Source organism: Burkholderia dolosa, assembly GCF_902499135.1.
GTDB lineage: Bacteria > Pseudomonadota > Gammaproteobacteria > Burkholderiales > Burkholderiaceae > Burkholderia > Burkholderia dolosa.
Map to the genome: position 1 here is coordinate 37,809 of NZ_CABVPR010000008.1, position 21,685 is coordinate 59,493.

General features: G+C 67.7%; 22 protein-coding genes and 1 pseudogene. 7 read left to right on the top strand and 16 right to left on the bottom strand.

The features are described 5' to 3' along the window. Positions 1–10 precede the first annotated feature (10 nt). On the top strand, positions 11–550 hold the full coding sequence (locus tag BUB20358_RS05875) for an Ohr family peroxiredoxin (protein ID WP_035975486.1): 540 nt from the start codon (positions 11–13) through the stop codon (positions 548–550). A gap of 178 nt (positions 551–728) precedes the next feature. Here the strand turns inward: BUB20358_RS05875 and BUB20358_RS05880 are convergent. From BUB20358_RS05880 to BUB20358_RS05915, 8 genes and pseudogenes are all read right to left on the bottom strand, one after another. Continuing rightward, positions 729–1,091, bottom strand: a pseudogene (locus BUB20358_RS05880) (LysR family transcriptional regulator); the annotation flags it as partial. Between the two features lie 126 nt (positions 1,092–1,217). After that, the gene (locus tag BUB20358_RS05885) at positions 1,218–1,916 is read right to left on the bottom strand and encodes a carboxymuconolactone decarboxylase family protein (RefSeq protein WP_081293519.1); all 699 of its coding nucleotides are present in this window, start codon (positions 1,914–1,916) and stop codon (positions 1,218–1,220) included. A 17-nt stretch (positions 1,917–1,933) separates the two neighbouring features. After that, the gene (locus tag BUB20358_RS05890) at positions 1,934–2,281 is read right to left on the bottom strand and encodes a hypothetical protein (protein ID WP_123806787.1); all 348 of its coding nucleotides are present in this window, start codon (positions 2,279–2,281) and stop codon (positions 1,934–1,936) included. 328 nt (positions 2,282–2,609) lie between these two features. Next, a complete protein-coding gene (locus BUB20358_RS05895; RefSeq protein ID WP_006767074.1) occupies positions 2,610–3,854 on the bottom strand; it encodes an MFS transporter in 1,245 nt (414 codons plus the stop codon). 270 nt (positions 3,855–4,124) lie between these two features. Next, entirely contained in the window at positions 4,125–4,454 is a 330-nt protein-coding gene (locus BUB20358_RS05900; protein ID WP_035976047.1) for an H-NS histone family protein, read from the bottom strand. Between the two features lie 342 nt (positions 4,455–4,796). Next, the gene (locus BUB20358_RS05905; RefSeq protein WP_035975482.1) at positions 4,797–6,146 is read right to left on the bottom strand and encodes a reverse transcriptase family protein; all 1,350 of its coding nucleotides are present in this window, start codon (positions 6,144–6,146) and stop codon (positions 4,797–4,799) included. 249 nt (positions 6,147–6,395) lie between these two features. Next, complete coding sequence (locus BUB20358_RS05910) at positions 6,396–7,361, bottom strand: dTDP-4-dehydrorhamnose reductase family protein (protein WP_006767071.1); 966 nt, start codon at positions 7,359–7,361, stop codon at positions 6,396–6,398. Between the two features lie 110 nt (positions 7,362–7,471). Beyond that, positions 7,472–8,362 (bottom strand): LysR family transcriptional regulator, encoded by an 891-nt coding sequence (locus BUB20358_RS05915; RefSeq protein WP_035976045.1) that lies wholly within the window; start codon positions 8,360–8,362, stop codon positions 7,472–7,474. A gap of 127 nt (positions 8,363–8,489) precedes the next feature. Between BUB20358_RS05915 and BUB20358_RS05920 the strand changes: the two genes are divergently transcribed. Together BUB20358_RS05920 and wrbA are read left to right on the top strand one after the other, a co-directional pair. Beyond that, positions 8,490–9,215: a pirin family protein gene (locus tag BUB20358_RS05920; RefSeq protein WP_006767069.1), complete on the top strand. Its 726-nt coding sequence runs from the start codon at positions 8,490–8,492 to the stop codon at positions 9,213–9,215. Positions 9,216–9,276: 61 nt separating this feature from the next. Continuing rightward, the gene (gene wrbA, locus BUB20358_RS05925; protein WP_006767068.1) at positions 9,277–9,879 is read left to right on the top strand and encodes an NAD(P)H:quinone oxidoreductase; all 603 of its coding nucleotides are present in this window, start codon (positions 9,277–9,279) and stop codon (positions 9,877–9,879) included. A gap of 195 nt (positions 9,880–10,074) precedes the next feature. On the opposite strand, the gene BUB20358_RS05930 is transcribed toward wrbA, so the two are convergent. From BUB20358_RS05930 to BUB20358_RS05955, 6 genes are all read right to left on the bottom strand, one after another. After that, on the bottom strand, positions 10,075–10,377 hold the full coding sequence (locus BUB20358_RS05930) for a hypothetical protein (RefSeq protein WP_035975481.1): 303 nt from the start codon (positions 10,375–10,377) through the stop codon (positions 10,075–10,077). Between the two features lie 144 nt (positions 10,378–10,521). Then, positions 10,522–11,256 carry an LrgB family protein gene (locus BUB20358_RS05935; protein ID WP_006767067.1) on the bottom strand — a complete coding sequence of 245 codons (735 nt, stop codon included), beginning with the start codon at positions 11,254–11,256 and terminating at the stop codon, positions 10,522–10,524. After that, positions 11,253–11,627, bottom strand: a complete 375-nt coding sequence (locus tag BUB20358_RS05940; protein ID WP_006767066.1) for a CidA/LrgA family protein — start codon at positions 11,625–11,627, stop codon at positions 11,253–11,255. The genes BUB20358_RS05935 and BUB20358_RS05940 overlap by 4 nt, the downstream gene beginning before the upstream one ends. Before the next feature lie 601 nt (positions 11,628–12,228). Beyond that, positions 12,229–13,257, bottom strand: a complete 1,029-nt coding sequence (locus tag BUB20358_RS05945; protein WP_006767065.1) for an alpha/beta hydrolase — start codon at positions 13,255–13,257, stop codon at positions 12,229–12,231. A 67-nt stretch (positions 13,258–13,324) separates the two neighbouring features. Beyond that, positions 13,325–13,750: an organic hydroperoxide resistance protein gene (locus BUB20358_RS05950; protein ID WP_006767064.1), complete on the bottom strand. Its 426-nt coding sequence runs from the start codon at positions 13,748–13,750 to the stop codon at positions 13,325–13,327. 226 nt (positions 13,751–13,976) lie between these two features. Then, positions 13,977–14,543: a TetR/AcrR family transcriptional regulator gene (locus tag BUB20358_RS05955; protein ID WP_006767063.1), complete on the bottom strand. Its 567-nt coding sequence runs from the start codon at positions 14,541–14,543 to the stop codon at positions 13,977–13,979. Positions 14,544–14,852: 309 nt separating this feature from the next. Between BUB20358_RS05955 and BUB20358_RS05960 the strand changes: the two genes are divergently transcribed. Further along, the gene (locus tag BUB20358_RS05960) at positions 14,853–16,739 is read left to right on the top strand and encodes an ABC transporter ATP-binding protein (protein WP_045552345.1); all 1,887 of its coding nucleotides are present in this window, start codon (positions 14,853–14,855) and stop codon (positions 16,737–16,739) included. A gap of 91 nt (positions 16,740–16,830) precedes the next feature. Next, on the top strand, positions 16,831–18,003 hold the full coding sequence (locus BUB20358_RS05965) for a porin (RefSeq protein ID WP_035975480.1): 1,173 nt from the start codon (positions 16,831–16,833) through the stop codon (positions 18,001–18,003). 160 nt (positions 18,004–18,163) lie between these two features. Here BUB20358_RS05965 and BUB20358_RS05970 read toward each other — a convergent pair whose 3' ends face one another. Together BUB20358_RS05970 and BUB20358_RS05975 are read right to left on the bottom strand one after the other, a co-directional pair. After that, positions 18,164–18,637, bottom strand: coding sequence for a hypothetical protein (locus BUB20358_RS05970; protein ID WP_006767060.1), 474 nt, complete (start codon positions 18,635–18,637; stop codon positions 18,164–18,166). Continuing rightward, entirely contained in the window at positions 18,627–19,295 is a 669-nt protein-coding gene (locus BUB20358_RS05975) for a hypothetical protein (RefSeq protein ID WP_006767059.1), read from the bottom strand. Before BUB20358_RS05975 ends, BUB20358_RS05970 begins: the two co-directional genes overlap by 11 nt. Positions 19,296–20,117: 822 nt before the next feature. Here BUB20358_RS05975 and BUB20358_RS05980 point away from each other — a divergent pair. Together BUB20358_RS05980 and BUB20358_RS05985 are read left to right on the top strand one after the other, a co-directional pair. Then, positions 20,118–21,272 carry a branched-chain amino acid ABC transporter substrate-binding protein gene (locus tag BUB20358_RS05980; RefSeq protein ID WP_006767058.1) on the top strand — a complete coding sequence of 385 codons (1,155 nt, stop codon included), beginning with the start codon at positions 20,118–20,120 and terminating at the stop codon, positions 21,270–21,272. A gap of 83 nt (positions 21,273–21,355) precedes the next feature. Continuing rightward, positions 21,356–21,658: a hypothetical protein gene (locus BUB20358_RS05985; RefSeq protein ID WP_006767057.1), complete on the top strand. Its 303-nt coding sequence runs from the start codon at positions 21,356–21,358 to the stop codon at positions 21,656–21,658. Positions 21,659–21,685 lie beyond the last annotated feature (27 nt).

Here is a 21,685-nt window from a genome sequence, read left to right on the forward strand (position 1 = left end):
AATCGACACCATGGACAAACTGACGCCGCCGCCGCTGACGCTGCTCGACAAATACTACGGGCCCGACTTCCAACAGATGTACACGGCGCGGATACGCGTGACGGGCGGCGAAGCCGAGCACGGCAGGGCATCGGGCGTCGTGCGCTCCGACGACGGCAATCTCGACCTGAACCTGCGTCTGCCCGAAGCGCTCGGCGGCCCCGGCGGCGGCACGAATCCCGAGCAGCTGTTCGCGGCAGGCTACGCGGCGTGCTTTCACGGCGCACTCGTGCTGATCGCCGCGAAGAACGGCATCGCGCTGCGCGACGTGGCCGTCGATGCCGCCGTCACGTTCGGGCGCGACCCCGTCGACGGCATGTACATGTTGACCGCCGACGTCCGCATTCATCTGCCCGGCGTCGAACGCGCGCTCGCCGAGCAGCTGGTTCGCAGCACCGAACGCGTGTGCCCGTACGCGAAGATGGCCCGACAAGGGATCACCAGCGTGATCGCGCTGCATGTCGACCCGCCGGCCGGCCAAGGGTCGGGTTCGTCCGGCGACGCGCGCTGACGCATGAAGAATGCCGGCCGGTCGCACGGCGCGCGGCGCGCAGCCCGCGGTGCGCGAACCGGCAACGGCAGCGTCATGCCTGCTGCTCCAGCGTGTCGGACATCACGCGCCGCGCGATAAGCCGCGCATCGTCGGCGCACGCCCGGTCGGGCACGTCCCCCGCGTACTCGCACGGCTGCGGCGGCGATTCGATGTCTGCGCGATCGCAACCCGAACCGTCGCGTAGCGCGTGTACGCACTGGAGCGCTTGCGCGATGCGGCCGAGACCCGACCGGCAATGTTCATAGAAATGCGCGCCTTCGCGCGTGAGCACGGTGCTGCGCGTGGTGCGCACGAACAGCTGCACGCCGAGCTGCGCCTCCAGCCTCTGGATGTTGCGGCTCACCGACGAGCGGCCGATGCCGAGACGGTCGCCGGCCCGTGCAAAACCGCCCTCGTCCGCGACGGCGAGAAACGAAACGATGCCCGCGTAACTCGTCGTGAAGCTGATCGCCAGCGGATCGGCGATATCGTCGCGCTCGCGCAATCGATTGTCTGTCATGAATCCAAGAATCGTGTTGTTCCGGATGACTAGACGGTTCGATGCGCGTGTTTGTGACGCGCCGCGCTCGACCTGTGCAGCGCAGCGCCGCGCGCGCAGCCGACTGCGCGAACGTATCGCCGGCCGTCACCGGCTTCGGTCGCTCGCCGCGCAACCGCGCAGCACGTCGTCGGCCGACCACAGCTCGCTGCCGTCCCAGTACCGCTCCAGCACGGTCATTTGCGCGGCGGAAAAATACCGGGCGACGTCCGGACCGATGGCTGCCGCGTCCGGCGATCGCGGCGGCGCCGCGCGGTGCTCGGCCCAGCCGAGCGCGGCCTGCTCCGACGCACTGAACAGGCCGGTGCGTCGCCAGGTTTCGATGCCGTCGATTTTGTCGTCGGCGACGCCGGCCCTGCGCGCGCGCAATGCGTAATGATGCACGCACAACCGACAGCCGTTGATCTGCGCAGCGCGCAGGTCGAGCAGCGCGATCAGGCGAGCGTCGACCAGTCCGCCCGACGCTCGCGCCGCGGCAGGTGCCACGAGCATGCGCGCGCGATCGGCCGCGCTTTGACGAGCCTGCCGCGGCAAATCGATGATGCGTTCCATGCGTTTTCCTCCGCGTAACGTTTGCGCTCGGCACCGCGCCGGATCCGCGAAGCGCGCGCCCGGACAGGGCCGAACGTGTCGTTGTTCTCCTGACGCCGGCGATGCGCGTCGTGCGTGGCGTAGCCGGTTTCCGTTTCCGCAATGTCGAGCCCGATGGGTGAACGAACGAGCGCCGAATATCGTCGAGGCCGCTGTTGCTGCATTCGCGCGCCGTGCTCGAACCGAGATCGCCATGCGCTCTACGCGCTACGTCAACCGTTGGTCAACTGCGAGGCTGATGCGCGCGAGCAGGCCGGCAACGGCTGCGCATCGTGTCGATGTCCGCGCCGCACGCGACGAACCGGTACTCGCGAGCGATGAAGTGCAAGCGAAGGCGAGCAGCGGTCGCAGATATGCGCGAACGCTGACGCCGCCGTGAATGCGTTGCTGCGAATGTTTTCATTGGCCACGATTCGCTCCTCGACAGGTTGCAGCGCCAGCCTTGCGGCAAGCCTTTCCGCGTATGGCGCCGTGTCCGCGTCATGCGGCGAACGACTCGGCAAGCGCGCATCGAAAAGAATGGTCCGCTCGCGATCGGTCGCGCCAAAGCGCACGCTCATCGCCGGAGCAAATCGTAGGCGCAGCGCGCAAAGCGCGAAAGCGCTCGCGGCTAGCTCATCGTGTTGCCCGCGTGGCAACAATCGGTATGTCGTGCGGCGCGGCCGCCGATTGCCGTATCGCGCGGCGTAGGGAAAGGCTGCTGCGGCTCGACCGCGCACGAGCGCTCGACGTGCTGAACGTGCTCGGCCAGCCGCGATCGTCGGTGAAGAAAAAAGAAATGGCGTCGCGTGGATATCGCGCGCGGCCCGCAGCGGTAACCGAGCGGCGCGGCCGCCGCGGGCATGCGAAGGTTTCACACGCCGCACACCGGCGAAGCCGCTGCTTCGGCTATTCGAGTTCGACGCCCTTGAGCTCCGGAATCAGAAACAGCGTCGCGACCATGTCGAGTACATACAGCGCGGCGAGTAGCGCGATCGCGACCTGAAACGAATAGCGCGCGGCCAGCGCGCCGACCGCCACGGGGCCGAAGCCGCCCACCGCACGGCCGATATTCCACAGCACGTTCTGCGCGGTCGCGCGTGCGGCGGTCGGATAGCCTTCGGACATCAGCGTCCCGTAACCGCCGACCATGCCGTTGACGAACATGCCCATCAACGCGCCGGCCCACAGCATCGCGGTCGGATCGGACAACTGCGCATACGCGACGACCGTCGCGACGCAGCCGAACTGGTACAGCAGGAACGTCGGCTTGCGCCCGATACGATCGGCGAGCTGCCCGAATACCCACACGCCGATCATCATGCCGACGACGGTCGCGGCCGTCCACAGCCCCGATTTCGTCAGCGAGAAGCCGAGCTGCTTCGACAGGAACGTCGGCAGCCAGATCATGATCCCGTAGTAGCCGAAATTCTGGACCGAGCACAGGATCGCGATGCCGACGCTCGTGCGGGCCGTGCGTGCGTCCGCGACGAGCATGCGGAACGCGCTGGACCGCGGATGCGTCGCACGCTGCACGAACACGTCCGGCTCATGCAGCCGGTTGCGCAGTACCCATGCGAGCAGCGCAGGCAGCACACCGACGACGAACATCCCGCGCCAGCCGATATGAAGCAGCAGCAACGGCGTCAGCAGCGCGGCGAGCAGCACCCCCGCCTGCCAGCCGAGCGCGACGTAGCACGACACGCGTGCGCGCTTGCTCGCCGGCCACGCTTCGGCGGCGAGCGCCATGCCGATCCCGAACTCGCCGCCGAGCCCGATGCCGGCGATGGTGCGATAGACGAGCAGATCCGAGAAGCCGCGTGCGAATGCGCACAGCCCGGTGAAGATCGCGAACAGCAGAATCGTCCACGTCAGCACGCGCACGCGTCCGTAGCGATCGCTCAATGCGCCGAACAGGATGCCGCCGGCCACCGCGCCGATCAGCGTCCACGTCACCAGCGCGCCGCTCTGCGCGGGCGTCAGTCGCAGCGCCGCGGCAATCGCGGGCAGCATGAAGCCGAGGATCAGCAGATCGAAGCCGTCCATCGCATAGCCGAGCGCCGACCCGGCGAGCGCCTTCCACGCATAAGGCCCGACCTGGCCGACGCGCGCCGCCGGCTCGTCGAGCGCCGAAGATTTGAGGTGTGCTGCCATCGTGTTCCGCCGAAATGTCCGGGCGACATTCTACGGCGTGTTGTCGCGGGTACGGCCGGCGCGCGGTGCGTGGCGTGCGTCGGCGGATACGCGGCACGCGGTCGCCGCGCGTGTGCGGAGGGATCCGATGCAATGAACCGCGGGATCGCGTACCGGCGCGATTGCATCGCGCCGGCTACCGAAAGAACCGCAGCGTGCGGGACGCGTGTTGTCGCAGCATCCGTGCGGGCGGACTGCGCCAGTGCCGCAGACGTTCGTAGCCGCGCCGCGTCAATCCTGGTCTTCGCCCGGCCACCACGTCTTGGCCGCGCGGTCGACGAGCAGCGCGTCGAGATCCTTGCCTTCGAGCCACTTCGGCTTCGGGCCGCGGCCGGACCACGAGCGCCCGGTCGTCGGATCGTAGTACTTCGCCGGCGCCTTGCGTTTTCGCTGGACGATGTAGCCGAGCGCGCTCAGCACTTCCTGCTGCGAAATCCCCAACAGCTCGACTTGCTCCTTGAACGCCGCGAGCGCGGCCTGTTTTTCCTTCTGCTTCGCTTCCGCCAGCTTGATGTTCAGGTCCCGAAGTTGTGCTTCGAGTTCCTGCAGGGCCTGGGTCATGTATTCATCCTCTTTGGGCATGTTTTTGCAAAGAACTCCGATGGCCGAAGCTATCACGAAGTTCCATCGATCCGCGAGCGGCTTGCGCGAGTCCGGGCACGGGACACGCGCCGCCGTCTGGCGATTCGCGGAAGGCGGCCGGAACGGCCGCGCGTTTCCGTGCCGCGCTGGACCGTGTTGCCGGGCGCATGCGGCGATGTCCGCGCCGGCGGACGCCGCGTCCGGCACCGGCGCGGCATGGCGCGAATGATAGCAGTGCGCGCGGGCATGCTTGCCGCGCGTCGCCGAATCCGGTTCCGAACGCGCACGATCGGCCGACGCCACGCATGCGGCGCGCGGCGACTATGTGTCGAACCCGCCGGCATCCCACGCGATCCGGCCGAACAGCGCGTGCAGCTTCGCACCGCGTGCGGCGTTCAGCGCCGTTGCGTGCGCAACGCGTCCGGCCAGATGCGCGCGGAAATCCGGATGCGCGTCGCGGTTCTGCGACGCGGGTCCGTGACGGATACAGTTGGTCAGGATCGCCTTCAGCCGATCGAACTCGTCGCGCGCAACGTTCGGATGCCGATTGACGACCACGCCGGCCAGTTGCTGCCGCACGCCGCGCCGCATCACGCGCGTCTTGCGCAGTTGCAGCGCGAAGCCTTCGTCGAGCGCGATCGCGGCGACCTTCACTTCGAGCCGCTCGGCGTTGCGCGCGAGTGCGGCGCCGCCGGAGAACGCGAGATCGTCCGCATAGCGCGTATAGGTTGCGTCGAGCGTGCGTGCGAGTGCGGCGAGCCGCATGTCGAACCGGAACGCGCACAGGTTCGCGAGCGCGGGCGACGTCGGCGCGCCCTGCGGCAGATGCCGGTTGCGATAGCGCTGGCGCGTGGCCCAGTCGAGCCGCTCGCGCAGGTCCGGCGCGAGCAGTCGCGCCGACGGTACGCGGTTGGTGCAGAGCGCGGTCAGCGTGCGCGCGACTTCGGCCGGATAGCCGAGCGTGTCGAACAACGCATGAACGCGCGCCGCGTGCACGGACACGAAGAAGTCCGCGAGATCGAAGCGCACGACGACGTCGCGATCCGCATGCGGCGCAGCGAACGATACGATCCCGCGGCCCTTGCGAAAGCCGTGCACCGCATCGTGCGGCGGCACGCGATCGAGCAGCCCGTGCAGCACGCGGCGCTGCGCTTCGCGCAATCGGCCCTTCGGAATCTCGATCAGCCGGCATCCGCCACGGCGCTTGTCGTATGCGACGTACGTGTAGTGATGCAGCGGCGAGCCGCTGCTGCGCGCATCGACGCGCCAGCGGTCGGACAGCCATTCGAGCTCGGACGCGCTCACGCCGAGCCACGCGGCAAGATCGCCGCAGGTCGGCCATTGCGGCACGTCAGAGGCGGCAAGCGGTGCGGGCAACGGCCGCTGGACCGGCGCGCGCCGCACGACGCGCATCACGCCCGGGCGGCGATCGCCGTGCCACGCGCGAACGAAGCCCGGCGCATCGGCGACGAACCGTGCGAGCGCATCGATGTCGGCGTCGGCCCAGTTCGGGCCGAAGCGCGCGATCGCGGCATCCGCGAGCTCGTGCGCCCACGGCGGCGCATCGCCGAGCACGGCTGCGATGCGGGACGCGACGCCGCCGCGTTCGGGCAAGCCGGCCAGCATCGCTTCGGCGATCGTGCGGACGGTGTCGGACAGGGACGCGCGCATGTCGATGAATGGGCGGGACGATGAGTCAACGTGACGGGTGCTGCGAGAGCAGTCGTTGCGCAACGCGCAACCTGCGCTCTTGCGACGCATCGGGGTGTCGGTCTCATCCACGGGGTAGCCCCGTAGTCCTGGAACATCGACTGCCTGTTCCGGGCGTGTGCTTGACCCACCGCCCCGCGACGCGACTTTAAAGGCCGTCGACGCGCGGTGTCAAACGCGTCGGATGTGTCGAGCGTGACGCGCGCGATCCTACAGCCCGCCCGGCGCATCGCGCAGCACCGCGCGCAATGCGGTGTCGAACGGCGTCGCGTAAGCGATGCCGAGTGCGCGCACGCGCGACGCGTCGAGGTGGCAATCGTACGGACGAGGCGTCGCATCGGTCGGCTTGTCGATCGGCTCGAGCGCCGCTTCGATGCCGAGCGCCGCGGCGATCCGTCGCGCGATGTCGTACTTCGTCATCGGCTCGTCGGCCGACCAGTGACAGAGGCCCGTGACCGGCGAGCCGGCCAGATGGCGGAGCGTCAGGTCGCGGATCACCGCTGCGACGTCGGGCGTAAAGGTCGGATAGCGGATCGCCCATGCGTCCATGCCGACCGCGCGCGCACCGGGGCGGGCCGACGCGACGATCGCCGGCACGAGGCTCGTGACGGACGACTCGCTCCAGTTCGCGATCGGGCCGTACAGCAGCGGCACGCGCAGCACGCACGAGCGCGGCGACGCCGCGAGCAGCGCAGCCTCGCCTTCGAGCTTCGTGCGGCCGTACACGTTCAGCGGGTTCGGTGCGGCATCTTCGCGATACGGCGCCGCGCTGCCGTCGAACACGTAGTCGGTCGAGATGCCGAGCGTCCACGCGTCGTAGCGCGCGGCCAGCGCGGCGATGCGGGCCGGTGCGTCGACGTTGATCGCGCGGGCCGCGGCCGGATCGCGTTCGCACACGTCCGGGCGCCGTTCGGCCGCACAGATGATGACCGCGGCCGGTTTGCGCGCGTCGAACAGACGTTCGAGCGCCGGCTCGTCGAGCACGTCGAGCGTCGCGACGTTTTCCGGCGGCAACGCGAGAAGGCGCGCGCGGGCGCTCGCCGGATCCCTGACGGTGGCGAGCAGCGTCAGCGACGCTTCGCGGGCGAGCGCTGCGGCGATCGCGCGGCCGAGCAGGCCGGAGGCGCCGATCAGCAGGACGGTCGATTGTTCGGTCGATGGAGTCGGGCTTGGCATGGCGGGCAGGTCGGGTCGAGGAGCGAACGCAGCAGCGTTCGGGTGCCGCCCAGTTTACGCGATTGCGATCCGCTCGCGTCGTCGCCCCAGCGCGCGATCGCGCCGCGCGCTCACGCTGCGTCGGCCTGCGCCAGCCGCTCCGCCAAAAACCCGATGAACGTGCGCAGCGTGACGAATCCTTCGCGATGCTGCGGATACACGGCGTTCAGCGTGATCGGCGAAGGCGCGTACGCGTCGAGCACGGGCACGAGCGCACCGCGCTCGATCGCCGCGCCGACGATGAAATGCGGCAGCAGCGCGATGCCGAGCCCCGCGATCGCCGCGTCGCGCACCACTTCGCCGTTGTTCGCGACGAGCGGCCCCTGCACGCCGAACGTGCGCGCCGCGCCGTCGACGCGGAACTCCCACCCGACGCGCCGCTCGCGCCCGTACAGCAGGCACGTGTGGCCGGCGAGATCGGCCGGCGTCGCCGGCGTGCCGCGACGCTTCAGATACGCGGGGCTCGCGCACGCGATCATCTTCCACGCGCCGAGCGGCCGCGCGATCAGCGTCGAATCCTCGAGCGCGCCGATCCGCAGCACGAGGTCGAAGCCCTCGCCGATTACGTCGACGCGCCGGTCGGTCAGATCGAGATTGAGCCGCACCGCCGGATGCGCGGACAGGAATTCGGCGATCAGCGGCGATACGTGCGTGATGCCGAACGACAGCGGCGCGCTGATCTTCAGCGAACCGTGCAGCTCGGTGCTGCGCACCGACATCGCCTGCTCGGCGTCCGCGACTTCGGCCAGGATCCGCTGCGCGCGCGCATAGAACTCGTGTCCGGATTCCGTCACCGCGAGATTGCGCGTGTTCCGGTGCAGCAGCCGCACGCCGAGCGACGCCTCGAGCGCCATCGTGCGCCGGCTCACGAACTGCTTGGACAGCATCAGTTGATCCGCGGCCGCGGTGAAGCTTCCCGCATCGACGGTCGCGACGAAGATCCTGAGATCGTTGAGTTCCATATTGTCCACTCCACGGGGACAGTCATTATCTCCAGCGCGATTTATTTGTCAAATCGATTGACCTAAGATTCATCTCAACGAACGGCCGGGCCCACTTCCGAGGCTCGCCGACATCGAGGAAAAAATCATGATCGAGATCCGCGCAGCAAACCAACGTGGCCGTGCCGAGCATGGCTGGCTGAGCTCCCGTCACACGTTTTCGTTCGCGAATTACTACGACCCGAAGCAAGTCGGCTTCTCCGACCTGCTCGTGATCAACGACGACCGCGTCGCGCCGGGCCGCGGCTTCGGCACGCATCCGCACCGCGACATGGAAATCCTGTCTTACGTGCTCGACGGCGCGCTGGAGCACAAGGATTCGATGGGTACCGGCTCGGTGATCGTGCCGGGCGACGTGCAGTTGATGAGCGCGGGCACCGGCGTGCGCCACAGCGAGTTCAACCACTCGCACGACACGCCGGTCCACTTCCTGCAGATCTGGGTCGGGCCGGCCGACAAGGGTGCCGAGCCGCGCTATCAGCAGACGAACGTCGCAACCGACGACAAGCGCGGCAAGCTCGCGCTCGTCGTGTCGCCCGACGGCGCCGCCGGTTCGCTGAAGATCCGGCAGGACACGCGGATCTATGCGGGGCTGTTCGACGGCGACGAACGCGCGACGCTCGAACTCGCACCGAACCGCTACGCCTACGTGCACGTCGCACGCGGCAGCGTGAGCGTGAACGGCGTGACGCTCGGCGAAGGCGACGGCGCGCGGATCCGCGGCGAGCAGGCGCTGACGTTCGCCGACGGCAACGATGCCGAAGTGCTCGTATTCGACCTGCGTCCGGTCGAAGTGACCGCCGAGTGGGCATGACGCCTGCTCGGGAAACCGGGCCCCGCTGAACGCGGGGCCTTTTTAATCGGAGATTCGCAACATGGCCAAGGTACTCGTTCTTTACTACTCGTCCTACGGGCACGTCGAAACGATGGCGCAGCACGTCGCGGACGGCGCGAAATCGGTGCCCGGCGTCGAGGTCACGCTCAAGCGCGTGCCGGAAACCATCCCGGCCGACCAGGCGAAGGCGATCGGCATCAAGCTCGACCAGGCCGCGCCGGTCGCGACGGTCGACGAACTCGCGAACTACGACGCGATCATCTTCGGCACGCCGACCCGCTTCGGCAACATGGCCGGCCAGATGCGCACGTTTCTCGACCAGACCGGCGGCCTGTGGATGAAGGGCGCGCTCGTCGGCAAGATCGGCAGCGTGTTCGCGTCGACCGGCACGCAGCACGGCGGCCAGGAAACGACGATCACGTCGTTCCATACGACGCTGCTGCATCACGGGATGGTGATCGTCGGCGTCCCGTATGCGTGCAGCGGGCTCGTCAACATGAACGAGATCACCGGCGGCACGCCGTACGGCGCAACGACGCTCGCGGGTGCGGACGGCAGCCGCCAGCCGAGCGCGAACGAGCTCGACATCGCGCGCTATCAGGGCAAGCACGTCGCGGAGCTCGCGAGCAAGCTCGCGTCGTAACGCGCGGGGTTCATTTGATCGCGGGGTCGCGGGCGCGGCGGGCCGCAAGCTGTAGGCTGCGGATTGCGGCCGTGGCCGCACCGCCGCTTCCGAAGCCGCGGAAGTCACCCGCCGCTGAACGCGTCGCGTTCGGCAGCGGGCGTAACCGCGCGGCGCCGATCCGACCGACGCCGCGCGTTTCGTGCATGCCGGCCGTTACTGCGCGGATGCCGGCGCCGCGGGCGCGGCGTTGGTCGCCGCCGGCTTCTGCGCGGCGTTCTGCGGATAGTTGCTCTGGTCGCCGGTGAGCCGGTAGCCGTCGTGGCCGATCGCGTTCAGATCCTTGTCGCGTTTCGCGCGGGCGGCCTTGCGCGCGGCCTTCTTCTGCGCCTTGTCGAGCTGCTTCTGCGTCGGCGCGGACGCCGCATCCTGCGCGAACGCACTCGGCGCGGCGGTCGACAGCAGACCGAGCGACGCCGTTACTGCAACTGCCACCGAAACCACGCGGGACTGCTTCATGGCCGGATTCTCCTTGTCGATGTGGGTTGTGGATCGGCCGCCGGCTTGCAACGCGGCGCCGATGCAACGTTAGCCGATCGCCGCGCGAATGTCCGCGTGCGTTCCTGAATTCTTCCGATAACGGCCCGCATACGTGCGGCGACGTCAGATCCAGCGCGACAGCAGCGGCAGCAGGATCGGTACGACGAATGCGGTCAGCACGCCGTTCAGCCCCATTCCGAGCCCGGCGAACGCGCCGGCCTCCTCGCTCACCTGGAATGCGCGCGCGGTGCCGATCCCGTGCGACGCGACGCCGAGCGCGAAGCCCCGCACGGCCGGCTCGTCGATGCGCAGCGCGTTGAGGATCGCGCGCGCCGACACGGCGCCGAAAATCCCGGTCGAGATCACCAGCACGGCAGTCAGCGATGGAATCCCGCCGATCTCGGCGGCGACGGCCATCGCGATCGGCGTCGTCGCGGACTTCGGCGCGAGCGACGCGATCGTCTGATGCGACGCGCCGAACAGCGCGGCCACGCCGACCGCCGACGCGATCGCGGTCAGCGAACCGGCGAGCAGCCCGACGAGCAGCGGCAGCGCGCTGCGCCGCAGCTTCGACCACTGCCGATACAGCGGCAACGCGAGCGCGACGGTCGCCGGGCCGAGCAGGAAGTGGACGAACTGCGCGCCTTCGAAGTACGTCGGATAACGCGTATGCGTGAGCGTCAGCAGCACGACGATCAGCGCGACCGCGATCAGCACCGGATTCGCGAGCGGGTTGAAGCGCGACCGCGCATAGACGGCCTGCGCGACGAGATACGCGAGCAGCGTGATCGTCAGGCCCAGCAACGGGCTGGCCGCGAGATAAACCCAGATTGCGCCGAGCGTCGGGAACGCCGTCATTGCGCGCCCTCCGCGCCGCCGTGGCCGGCGCGCTGCTGCCGGCGCAGCAATGCGCGCGTGACGAGCGCCGTCACCGCGATCGCGAGCGTGGTGCTGACGGCGAGCGCGGCGATCACCGCGGCCGCATCGCCGCGCACGCGCTCGGCCGACACCATGATCCCGACGCCGGCCGGCACGAACAGCAGCGACAGATGACGCAGCAGTTCGAGCGCGGTCGGCTCGATCGCGTCGGCAACCTGTGGGCGCAGCATCACGAAGCCGAACAGCAGCAGCATCCCGATCACCGGGCCCGGCACCGGCAGCCCGAACAGATAGGACGCGCCTTCCCCGAGACACTGAAAGGTCAGCAAGACCGCGAACGCCTGCAGCATGAACCGCTTCTCCCCGAACGTGGCCGCGCCGCCGCGCGACCGGTGAGCCGGCGAGCGAAGCGCCGCCGGCGTGAACGATACGCGCGATCGTACCAACAATACGAAGTCGTGCGGAGCGCGCGGCTGCGCGGCGATGGACGGGCGGCGGCACGCCGGTCCGCGCGCACGTTCGCGAACGGTTGCTCGTCGCGGCATCCATCGGTCGTAGCCGCCCGTCGATCCATGCGCGTGAGCGCGATGTCGCCGCTCGTGCGCTCGCGGCGCGTCCGCAGATTCGGCGCGGACCCGACGCCGTCGCGCCGCGTCCCGTGCCCGACGCGGACGCGAACGCGGCCGGATATGTGCGCAGCGCAAGATCGAAGTCTTCTTGTACGGAACCCGATTGCGCGATCGCCGGCCGTGACGACGAGTTTGATCCGCGGACTCGCTCCGCGGAAACCGGTCGACACGCACGACAAGTGCCCGCGCGAAGCCGTGCAGCGCGTGAACGAGCGGTGTGCCGGCACGTGTGGCTTGCGTGCACGGCGCACGCAAACCGAAACGGCGGGCCGCGGCCCGCCGTTTCATCGTCGATTCGCCGGCGCGCCCGCGCGCCGTCGCGTTACTTCAGCCGCGTCGCGATCTCGTTGGCCATCGCCTTCAGCGCGGCCTTCGTCGGCGCGTCGTCGGCCAGCGCGTTGAGCAACCCGAAGTCGTGAATCGTGCCGTCGTAGCGCGTGGTCGTCGCATCGACGCCGGCCGCATCCAGCTTGCGTCCGTACGCTTCGCCCTCGTCGCGCAGCACGTCGAACTGCGCGACCTGGATCAGCGCCGGCGGCAGGCCCTTCAGCTGCGCGGTGCTCGCACGCAGCGGCGACGCATAGATGTCGTTGCGTTGCGCTTCGTTCTTCGTGTATGCGTCCCAGAACCACTTCATCATCGGGCGCGTCAGGAAGTGATCCTGCCGGTATGCACTGTACGAACCCGTGTTGAAGTCGTGATCGGTAACCGGCCACAGCAGGCCCTGGAAGCGGATCGCCGGGCCGCCCTTGTCCTTCGCCATCAACGACACGACCGCCGCCATGTTGCCACCGACGCTGTTGCCTACCACCGCGAGGCGACTGCCGTCCACGCCGATGTCCGCGCCGTGCGCGGCGACCCACTTCGTCGCCGCATACGCCTGGTTGATCGCGACCGGATAGTGCGCTTCCGGCGACGGCGTGTAGTTGACGAACACCGCGACGGCGCCCGACTGCACGACCAGATCGCGCACCAGACGCTCGTGCGTCGGGAAGTCGCCGAGAATCCAGCCGCCGCCGTGGAAGAACATGAATACCGGCGGCGTGCCGGACACCTGTTGCGGGCGCACGATCGTGATCGGCACCGACAGCCCGTCCTGCTCGATCGTCCGGTTCGACACGTCGATGCCCGACACGTCGACCTTCACGCCGTTCTGCGCGTCGGCCAGCACCTGGCGCGCCTTCGCGGGGCTCAGCGTTTCGAGGCCCGGGCCCTTCTGCGCGTTCAGCGCAGCGAGGAATGCGCTCGTCTTCGCATCGGGCCGGACAGGCTCGGCCGCGGACGCCGCGGAGACGGTGGACGACAACGCCGCGACAACGGCAGCGATCAGCAGCGGCTTGACGATCTTCATGGTGAAACTCCTTCGCGTAATCGATGAATGGCGATGATTCGATGAATGGTTCGGTCGATGCGTGCGGTCAGACGAGCGTGAGCGTGACGTCGATGTTGCCGCGCGTCGCGTTCGAATACGGACAGACGACGTGTGCGCGATCGATCAGCGTCTGTGCGACGTCGCGATCGAGACCGGGCAGCGAGATCTTCAGTTCGACCTCGATCCCGAAGCCGTTCTGAATCGCGCCGATCCCGACGCTGCCTTCGATCGACGCGTCCGCCGGCATCGCGATCTTGTCGCGCGCCGCGACGAACTTCATCGCACCGATGAAACACGCGCTGTAGCCGGCCGCGAACAGCTGCTCGGGGTTCGCGCCCGCGCCGCCGGCGCCGCCGAGCTCGCGCGGCGTGGTCAGCTTGAAGTCGAGATTGCTTTCGGCGACCGTCGCACGGCCGTCGCGGCCGCCGGTTGCCTTTGCATGAGCGCGGTACAGGACTTTTTCGATCGACATGACAGACTCCTTTTCAACAGGTAAGTGGAACAGCGTTCAAAACCGGTCCGCACGCCGCAGGTGTCGCCTGCGGACTTGCGGAGATTTATCTACTCATAGGTAGACAAACATCCCTAAAAAATGCAGACGATCTATTCGTCTGCCCTAAAAATCTATCTATCACCAGATAGACAATCAATCCCGACAAAAGGCGGCGAACCGCCTTGCGTTACTGCCGCTCCGGTCGTTACGACCGGGCTTTCCACACCGCTTCGACGTCCTCGAGCCGCGCCCGCGTATGAAACAGCCGGCTCGCCAGCACGCTGCCCTGGAACGCCGCGTACAACGTGCGCGCCGCCGCGTCGGGCTTGCCGCTGAAGGCCAGCGACCCTTCGTTCGCGCCCTGTTCGAGCACGCCCGCGAGCCACTTCTCGTTCGCGTTGAAAAACGCCTGCACGGCCTGCCGCACGTTGTCGGGCAACGATTCGATGTCCGCCGCGAGCATCCCGCACAGACAGATCTGGTTGCCGTCGCCGAGCGTACGACCGAACAGCTTCGTGTACAGGCTCAGCTTCACGTCGGCCGGCAGCGCCGGATCGATCGCGCGCACCGCCGCGAGCACTTCGTCGCTGTAGGCGGCCACCGCTTCCATCACCAGATCGTCCTTCGACGGGAAGTAGTAATGGATGCTCGACGTCTTCACGCCCACCAGCTCCGACAGATCGCGATAACTGAAGCCGTTGTAACCGCGCAGCATCATCAGCGTGATCGCGTGGTCGAGAATCTGTTCGCGGACGGTCGTTTTCGTTTCCATGGGTCGAACTTTATCTACTCATAGGTAGATAGTCAAGGACTTTTTTCGACCGATGCGAAAAACGTGTCGAGCGCCGTTGCGGCGGCGGCGCGCCGCAACCGGCAAGCAGGCTGTTGCGAACGATGCGACACTCGCACGCGAACGACGCGCGTCCGTCCTGCGGTGCGAACGCCCGACTTCGGATGCCCGCCCGTCGCGCGACACGCATCCGTATCGTCGCGCCGCGCGAGCGCACGCGGATCGCGTCGTTCGCGACACGCGCAATTCCGGTCCGGCCTCACGGCCGGACCGCATCAAGGAGAAGGTTTCATGTATCCGTGGTTTGAACGGCGCCTGCCGACATTCCCGCTCGAAGACCCCGTCACGCCGCCGAAGGGCTTCTTTTCGTTCGTCTGGGCGTGCACGAAAGGCGCACGCGGCTGGCTGCTGCTGATCGCGCTGACGTCCGCCGCGCTCGCCGCGTACGAGGCCGCGCTGTTCGCGATGATGGGGCGCATGGTCGACTGGCTGTCGTCGTCGACGCCCGCCGATTTCGGCGGCCGGCACGTCGGCACGCTCGCCGGTTTCGCGGCGATCCTCGCCGGCAGTGCGCTGTTGATCGCGCTGCACACGATGGTCAAGCACCAGGTGCTCGCGATCAACTTTCCGATGCGTCTGCGCTGGCTGTTCCACCGGCTGATGCTCGACCAGAGCCTGTCGTTCTATGCGAACGAGTTCGCGGGCCGCGTCACGACGAAGATCATGCAGACCGCGCTCGCGGTGCGCGACGCGCTGTTCATGTCGGTCGACGTCGTGATCGGCGTCAGCGCCTATCTGATCGGCATCCTCGCGCTCGCCGCGAGCTTCGACTGGCGGCTGATGATCCCGCTCGCGCTGTGGGCGCTCGGCTACGGTGCGGCGTGCGCGTACTTCGTGCCGCGCCTCGGACACGTCGGCAGCCAGCAGGCCGACGCGCGCGCGCTGATGACCGGCCGCATCACCGACGCGTATTCGAACATCACGACGGTGAAGCTCTTCTCGCACACGCGGCGGGAAGCCGATCACGCACGCCGCGCGATGGAGGCGTTCAAGGTGACGGGCGATGCGCAGATGCGTCTGGTCAGCACGTTCGAGATCGTCAATCATCTGCTGTCGACGCTGCTGCTGATCGGCTCGGCCGGCCTCGCGCTGTATCTGTGGATGCACGGCGAAGCCAGCTCGGGCGTCGTCGCGGCGGTGATCGCGATGGCGCTGCGCCTGTCCAGCTATTCGCACTGGATCATGTGGGAAATGACCGAACTGTTCGAGAACGTCGGCACGATCCAGGACGGCATCAACACGCTGACGAAGGTGCGCAGCGTCGTCGACGCGCCCGATGCGAAGCCGCTCGTCGTGCGGCGCGGCGAGATCGTGTTCGACAACGTGCGCTTCGTGCACGACGACAACGACGAGCCCGTGTTCGACGGGCTGAGCCTGACGATCCGGCCCGGCGAGCGGATCGGACTGATCGGCCGCTCGGGCGCCGGCAAGTCGACGCTCGTGAATCTGCTGCTGCGCTTCTACGACGTGGACGGCGGCGCCATCCGGATCGACGGGCAGGACATCGCGCACGTCACGCAGGACAGCCTGCGCGCCGCGATCGGGATGGTCACGCAGGACACGTCGCTGCTGCACCGGACGATGCGCGAGAACATCCTGTACGGCCGCCCGGACGCGACCGAGCGCGAAATGCACGACGCGGCCGTGCGTGCCGAGGCCGCGGAGTTCATCGAACGGCTGCGCGACCGTCATGGGCGCAGCGGCTACGACGTCGAAGTCGGCGAGCGCGGCGTGAAGCTGTCGGGCGGCCAGCGGCAGCGCGTCGCGATCGCGCGCGTGATGTTGAAGGATGCGCCGATTCTCGTGCTCGACGAAGCGACGAGCGCGCTCGATTCCGAAGTCGAGGTCGCGATCCAGCGCAGCCTCGACAGCCTGATGAACGGCAAGACCGTGATCGCGATCGCGCACCGGCTGTCGACGATCGCCGCGATGGACCGGCTGATCGTGCTCGACGAAGGCCGCATCGTCGAAGAAGGCACGCATCAGCAACTGCTGCAGGCAGGCGGCATCTATGCGGCGCTGTGGGCGCACCAGAGCGGCGGCTTCCTCGGCGAAACGGTCGACGCGCAGAGCGCGGCGCAGCCGGCCGAACCGGTTGCTCGCGCAACGGCTTCATAACGATTCGACAATTTATTGGTTCCCTCGGCAGCGCGGGCTCCGTATCGTTCACCCGCTCGTCAGAACTCATCGACCAACGGGGAATCCAGCCATGAAACGAATCGGATCATTCGCGCTGCTCGCGCTGCCGGTCGCGCTCCATGCGGCCGGCGCGCACGCGCAAAGCAGCGTCACGCTGTACGGGATCGCCGATGCCGGCATCGCGTACGTGCACAACGTGCAGGACGCGAACGGCGGCAACGCGTCGAACCTCGTCAAGTTCAGCAGCGGCAACCTGTCGGGCAGCCGCTGGGGGCTGCGCGGGATCGAGGATCTCGGCAGCGGGCTGTCCGCGCTGTTCCAGCTCGAGAACGGCTTCAACATCGGCACCGGCGCGCTCGGTCAAGGGCAGCGCGAATTCGGCCGCAAGGCCGTCGTCGGGCTCGCGAGCAGCACGTACGGCACCGTGACGTTCGGCCGCCAGTACGATCCGGTCGTCGATCTCGTGCAGGGCCTCACCGAGGACAACTACTTCGGCGGCGTGTTCGCGACGCCCGGCGACCTCGACAACTACGACAACAGCCTGCGCGTCAGCAACTCGGTGAAGTACACGAGCCCGCTGATCTCGGGCTTCCAGTTCGCCGCGCTGTACGGCTTCGGCGGCGTCGCGGGCGCGACCGGCAGCGGCCGCACGTACAGCTTCGGCCTGAGCTACGCGAACGGCCCGCTGTCGCTCGGCGCCGGCTACTTCTTCGCGAACGGCGGCTCGACGGTCGCGAACGGCGTGCGCACGTGGTCGAGCAGCTCGGACACGCTGTTCAACACGGTGATCAATCAGGGCTTTTCGAGCGCGAAGTCGATTCAGATCGTGCGTGCGGCCGGCCAGTACGTGCTCGGCGCGGCGACGTTCGGGCTCGCGTATTCGAATACGCAGTACGGTGCCGATACGCTGTCGGCGTTCCGCCAGAACGCGAAATTCAACAACGGCTCGGCGTTCTTCAACTGGCAGTTCTCGCCGGCGCTGCGCGCGGGCGTGGGCTACAACTACACGTCGCTGACGGGTCCGGCGTCCGCGCATTACAACCAGGTCAACGTCGGCGCCGATTACGCACTGTCGAAGCGCACCGATCTGTATGCGCTGTTCGGCTATCAGAAGGCGAGCGGCAATACGCTGAATGCGAGCGGCGCGCTCGTGAAGGCGGCCGCTTCGGTCGGCTCGTACGGCGCGAATGCGGGTACCGATACGCAGGAGCTCGCGATCGTCGGGATTCGGCACAAGTTCTGATCGCGCGGCAGCGTCGCGACGGTCGGCACGCATGCGTGGCCGTTGCGACCGCAACCATCCGTGCGCGGTCGGCGTCGCGGGCATTCGGTGTTCGCGTCGGGTCGCCTGAGGCCCGGTCCAGCGACGCGGGCACGAACGGCGCCGCGCAAAGCGCATACCGTCAGCGCCGAACGCGTCTTTCTGCGATGTGATGGACTGCCGCCGCGGTAATCCCGAATACCAGATGCGCAATCAGCGTCACCGCGCCGCGGACCGGAACGAACCACGGGAAGATCGCGGTAAACGCGTACAGATTCACGCCGTACAGAACGACGCCGAACGCGGCACCGGCGAGCAGCGCGGGCGCGAACGACCGGCCGCGCGTCATCGTCGTCAGCAGCGCCGCATAGGCGACCGACAGCAACGCGTGCACCAGTGTCGCGACGCCCATGATCAGCGGATCGAACCCGCCGGCCGAATCGAGCACGCGTCGCCCCATCACGATCGCGGCCGTCAGGCGCGCGTCGCGATAGAGATTCTGCATCGCGTCGTCGCCGGCGAGCGACCACAGCGGCAGCTCGACGACGCTCGATGCGATCGCCGCGCCGAACGCGGCCGACAGAAGCGGCAACCGCCGCGCGGCGCTACGATGCACGCTCGCAGTCGCTCCAGTATGCGAACGGATCGCGATGATTCGGGTAATGCTCGTCGAGCCACTTCAACAACGCCGCGCGCGCATTGTCGAGATCGGCTTTCGACGCCGACGTCGTCAGCTCGTGGACTTCGACGGATTTTTCCCGATCGATCACGAAGCAGTTCCAGTCCGGGCCGTCCAGGTCCGGATCGTCGGACGCCTTCGGCGACTTGTTCCACCCGAGCCCCTTGCGCGCATCGATGTAGTATCGCGGGTAGACCTTCAGATACGACATTTCGCCGCCCTGCAGGCTGCTCTCCGCTCGCAACACGTCGTGCGCATCGACGATCTGCGTCACTTCCGGCAGCCGCCGCGCGCGCCATCCGGCGGGCAGCGTCGCGATCGCGCGGACGTTGTCGTACATTCCCCACGCGAGCCCCCACGCTTGAGCCATACGGTCCATGAACGCGCGCGCGTTCGGATAGCCGCGCAGCTGGATCCGCGTCGACAGCGTGACGTCGACGCGGCCGTGTGCGCCGGAAGCAGCGGACGCGTCGTCCGCTGCCGTTTCGAACGGATTGCCCGGACGCGACGCGCGCTGCGCGTCCGCGGGCGCGCCGCCCGAGAACAGCTGATCGAGTGCCGCACGCGCCTTTGCCGACTTGTCCGGTCTATTCATCACTTGCCTCTTGCATAAATGGATTGACACGGCGAACGCGGACGTGCGTGCCGCACGCGCCGCTGCCGTGTAGCAAATTTAAGCACGAACGCGACTGGCGGTCTTTTTTCGGCGAATTCGATCGTGTTGCCGCGCGATGGGCGAGGCCGGCGCGCAAGAACGTTCATCGCAGCCTTTCGCGTTCGCTGCGTCGACGCTGCGTCAGCACGTTCCTCGTTCGTGCAACCTGCATCGCGCCGCTCGCTCACCCGCGCGACACCAGCGACCTCGGCCACCCCACGCGCTGTCAAACCTGGCGCAACCTGTCGGCGCTCGATATCCCGTGCCATTCGGCGGCGCTGGCGGACTCGACCGTTAGTTGCGACAAACACGTCGGATGCCGCGCAGACCATCGAACGTCGCTGCGCAATCGCAAACAGCGCAAGTGTGCAGACGAATCGACCCGAACAGTTCCCGATGGATTGCACCGCACTGTCCATGGTCATCGGCCGACGCGCGACCGAATAATCGGATCGATCGACGCGTGCCGCGTGGCCGGCCCTGCCCGATCGCGCGCGTCGGCACGCGCGACTACGCGATTTGCCGAAGCGGGCGCGAACGGGTTCGGATATATTCACACCCGTTGCATATCGTCTGGAGAAAGCGCTCGCCCGCTCGCTCGGGCCGCACGCAGAGCAGCCATTCGGCGGAATCTGCAGCCGGGCGGCATGCAAGCCCAACCCGTCATGGGTCATGGAGACTCGTCCACCCGCGCCGGTCGCCTCACGAGGGCCGTCGGTCGGCCGGACGCCAACAGAAATACCAATCATTCGGAGATGGCAGATGGAACGAAGCATTGTCGGCATGCGCTGCAAACCCCTGATCACCGTTGCACTGGCCGCCGCCGCGTTCGCGGCCGCGTCGGGCGCGATGGCCGACCAGGTCGTGAAGATCGGCAGCGTCGAACCGACGACGGGCGGCATCGCCCACCTCGGCAAGGACAACGAGAACGGCGCACGTCTCGCGGTCGAGGAAATCAACGCGAAAGGGCTGACGATCGGCGGCAAGAAGATCACGCTGCAGCTGGACGCGCAGGACGACGCGGCCGACCCGCGCCAGGCCACGCAGGTTGCGCAGAAGCTCGTCGACGACAAGGTCGTCGCCGTGATCGGCCATCTGAATTCGGGCACGTCGATCCCCGCGTCGAAGATCTACAGCGATGCGGGCATCGTGCAGATTTCGCCGTCGGCGACGAACCCGACCTACACGCAGCAAGGCTTCAAGACCACGTACCGGGTGGTCGCGACCGACGCGCAGCAAGGCCCGGCGCTCGCAAGCTATGCGCAGTCGAAGGGCGTGAAGACCGTCGCGGTCGTCGACGATTCGACCGCGTACGGCCAGGGCCTCGCGAACGAATTCGAGAAGAAGGCGAAGGCGCTCGGTCTGAAGGTTTTGTCGCACGACGCGACGAACGACAAGGCGGTCGACTTCCGCGCGATTCTGACGAAGATCAAGGGCGAGAATCCGGACGCGATCATGTACGGCGGCATGGACGCAACCGGCGGGCCGCTCGCGAAGCAGGCGAAGCAGCTCGGCCTGCGCGCGAAGATCCTGTCCGGCGACGGTGTGTGTACCGACCAGCTCGCGCAGCTCGCCGGCCCGGCGGCCGACAACGTGCTGTGCTCGCAGGCGGGCGCGGCGCTCGAGAAGATGCCGGGCGGCGCGGCATTCGTCGCGAAGTACGAGAAGCGCTTCAATCAGGGCATCAAGTTCGACGCGCCGTTCGCGTACGACGCGGTCTACATCGTCGTCGACGCGATGAAGCGCGCGAATTCGACCGATCCCGCGAAGATCCTCGCCGCGATGCCGTCGACGAAGTATGACGGCGTGATCGGCACGACGACCTTCGATTCGAAGGGCGACCTGACGCACGGGATCATCTCGATCTACGGCTACAAGAGCGGCAAGAAGACCTTCCTCGATCAGGTCAAGATGTAAGCGCGGCGCGCCGGCACGACGGGTATCTCCGCCCGCCGGCGCCGGCGCCGCGCGCGAACGCTGGATGACGGAGACGAAGCAGCATGTGTGCAATGGCGTACGCGGACTTTCAGAAGGAGCTGAGAAAGGCGCAGCTGACCGCGCGCGAGTTCGCGCGTCTGATCAGGATGAACGAGAGCTCGATCACCAACTATTCGAGCAAGGGCACGGTTCCGTCGCATCTTGCGGTCATCGCGACGCTGATCGGCGCACTGGCCGCGCACGAGATCGATTTTCGTCACGTGATCGGCCAGACGCGGATCGAGCCGAAGCGGCCGCGCGGCGTCGGCGCGTTTCCGGCGGCAGGCGGCGCCCGCGCGCGAAAGACCGGCCGCAACGACGAGTAAGCGGCGACGTTCGCCGGCAGCCATACA

Excerpts from the sequence above, each read along its gene's own strand:
- BUB20358_RS05875 (WP_035975486.1), top strand. The coding sequence starts at position 11 with ATGGACAAACTGACGCCGCCGCCGCTGACGCTGCTCGACAAATACTAC.
- BUB20358_RS05885 (WP_081293519.1), bottom strand. The coding sequence starts at position 1,916 with ATGGCGATCTCGGTTCGAGCACGGCGCGCGAATGCAGCAACAGCGGCC.
- BUB20358_RS05890 (WP_123806787.1), bottom strand. The coding sequence starts at position 2,281 with ATGAGCGTGCGCTTTGGCGCGACCGATCGCGAGCGGACCATTCTTTTC.
- BUB20358_RS05895 (WP_006767074.1), bottom strand. The coding sequence starts at position 3,854 with ATGGCAGCACACCTCAAATCTTCGGCGCTCGACGAGCCGGCGGCGCGC.
- BUB20358_RS05900 (WP_035976047.1), bottom strand. The coding sequence starts at position 4,454 with ATGACCCAGGCCCTGCAGGAACTCGAAGCACAACTTCGGGACCTGAAC.
- BUB20358_RS05905 (WP_035975482.1), bottom strand. The coding sequence starts at position 6,146 with ATGCGCGCGTCCCTGTCCGACACCGTCCGCACGATCGCCGAAGCGATG.
- BUB20358_RS05910 (WP_006767071.1), bottom strand. The coding sequence starts at position 7,361 with ATGCCAAGCCCGACTCCATCGACCGAACAATCGACCGTCCTGCTGATC.
- BUB20358_RS05915 (WP_035976045.1), bottom strand. The coding sequence starts at position 8,362 with ATGGAACTCAACGATCTCAGGATCTTCGTCGCGACCGTCGATGCGGGA.
- BUB20358_RS05920 (WP_006767069.1), top strand. The coding sequence starts at position 8,490 with ATGATCGAGATCCGCGCAGCAAACCAACGTGGCCGTGCCGAGCATGGC.
- wrbA (WP_006767068.1), top strand. The coding sequence starts at position 9,277 with ATGGCCAAGGTACTCGTTCTTTACTACTCGTCCTACGGGCACGTCGAA.
- BUB20358_RS05930 (WP_035975481.1), bottom strand. The coding sequence starts at position 10,377 with ATGAAGCAGTCCCGCGTGGTTTCGGTGGCAGTTGCAGTAACGGCGTCG.
- BUB20358_RS05935 (WP_006767067.1), bottom strand. The coding sequence starts at position 11,256 with ATGACGGCGTTCCCGACGCTCGGCGCAATCTGGGTTTATCTCGCGGCC.
- BUB20358_RS05940 (WP_006767066.1), bottom strand. The coding sequence starts at position 11,627 with ATGCTGCAGGCGTTCGCGGTCTTGCTGACCTTTCAGTGTCTCGGGGAA.
- BUB20358_RS05945 (WP_006767065.1), bottom strand. The coding sequence starts at position 13,257 with ATGAAGATCGTCAAGCCGCTGCTGATCGCTGCCGTTGTCGCGGCGTTG.
- BUB20358_RS05950 (WP_006767064.1), bottom strand. The coding sequence starts at position 13,750 with ATGTCGATCGAAAAAGTCCTGTACCGCGCTCATGCAAAGGCAACCGGC.
- BUB20358_RS05955 (WP_006767063.1), bottom strand. The coding sequence starts at position 14,543 with ATGGAAACGAAAACGACCGTCCGCGAACAGATTCTCGACCACGCGATC.
- BUB20358_RS05960 (WP_045552345.1), top strand. The coding sequence starts at position 14,853 with ATGTATCCGTGGTTTGAACGGCGCCTGCCGACATTCCCGCTCGAAGAC.
- BUB20358_RS05965 (WP_035975480.1), top strand. The coding sequence starts at position 16,831 with ATGAAACGAATCGGATCATTCGCGCTGCTCGCGCTGCCGGTCGCGCTC.
- BUB20358_RS05975 (WP_006767059.1), bottom strand. The coding sequence starts at position 19,295 with ATGAATAGACCGGACAAGTCGGCAAAGGCGCGTGCGGCACTCGATCAG.
- BUB20358_RS05980 (WP_006767058.1), top strand. The coding sequence starts at position 20,118 with ATGGAACGAAGCATTGTCGGCATGCGCTGCAAACCCCTGATCACCGTT.
- BUB20358_RS05985 (WP_006767057.1), top strand. The coding sequence starts at position 21,356 with ATGTGTGCAATGGCGTACGCGGACTTTCAGAAGGAGCTGAGAAAGGCG.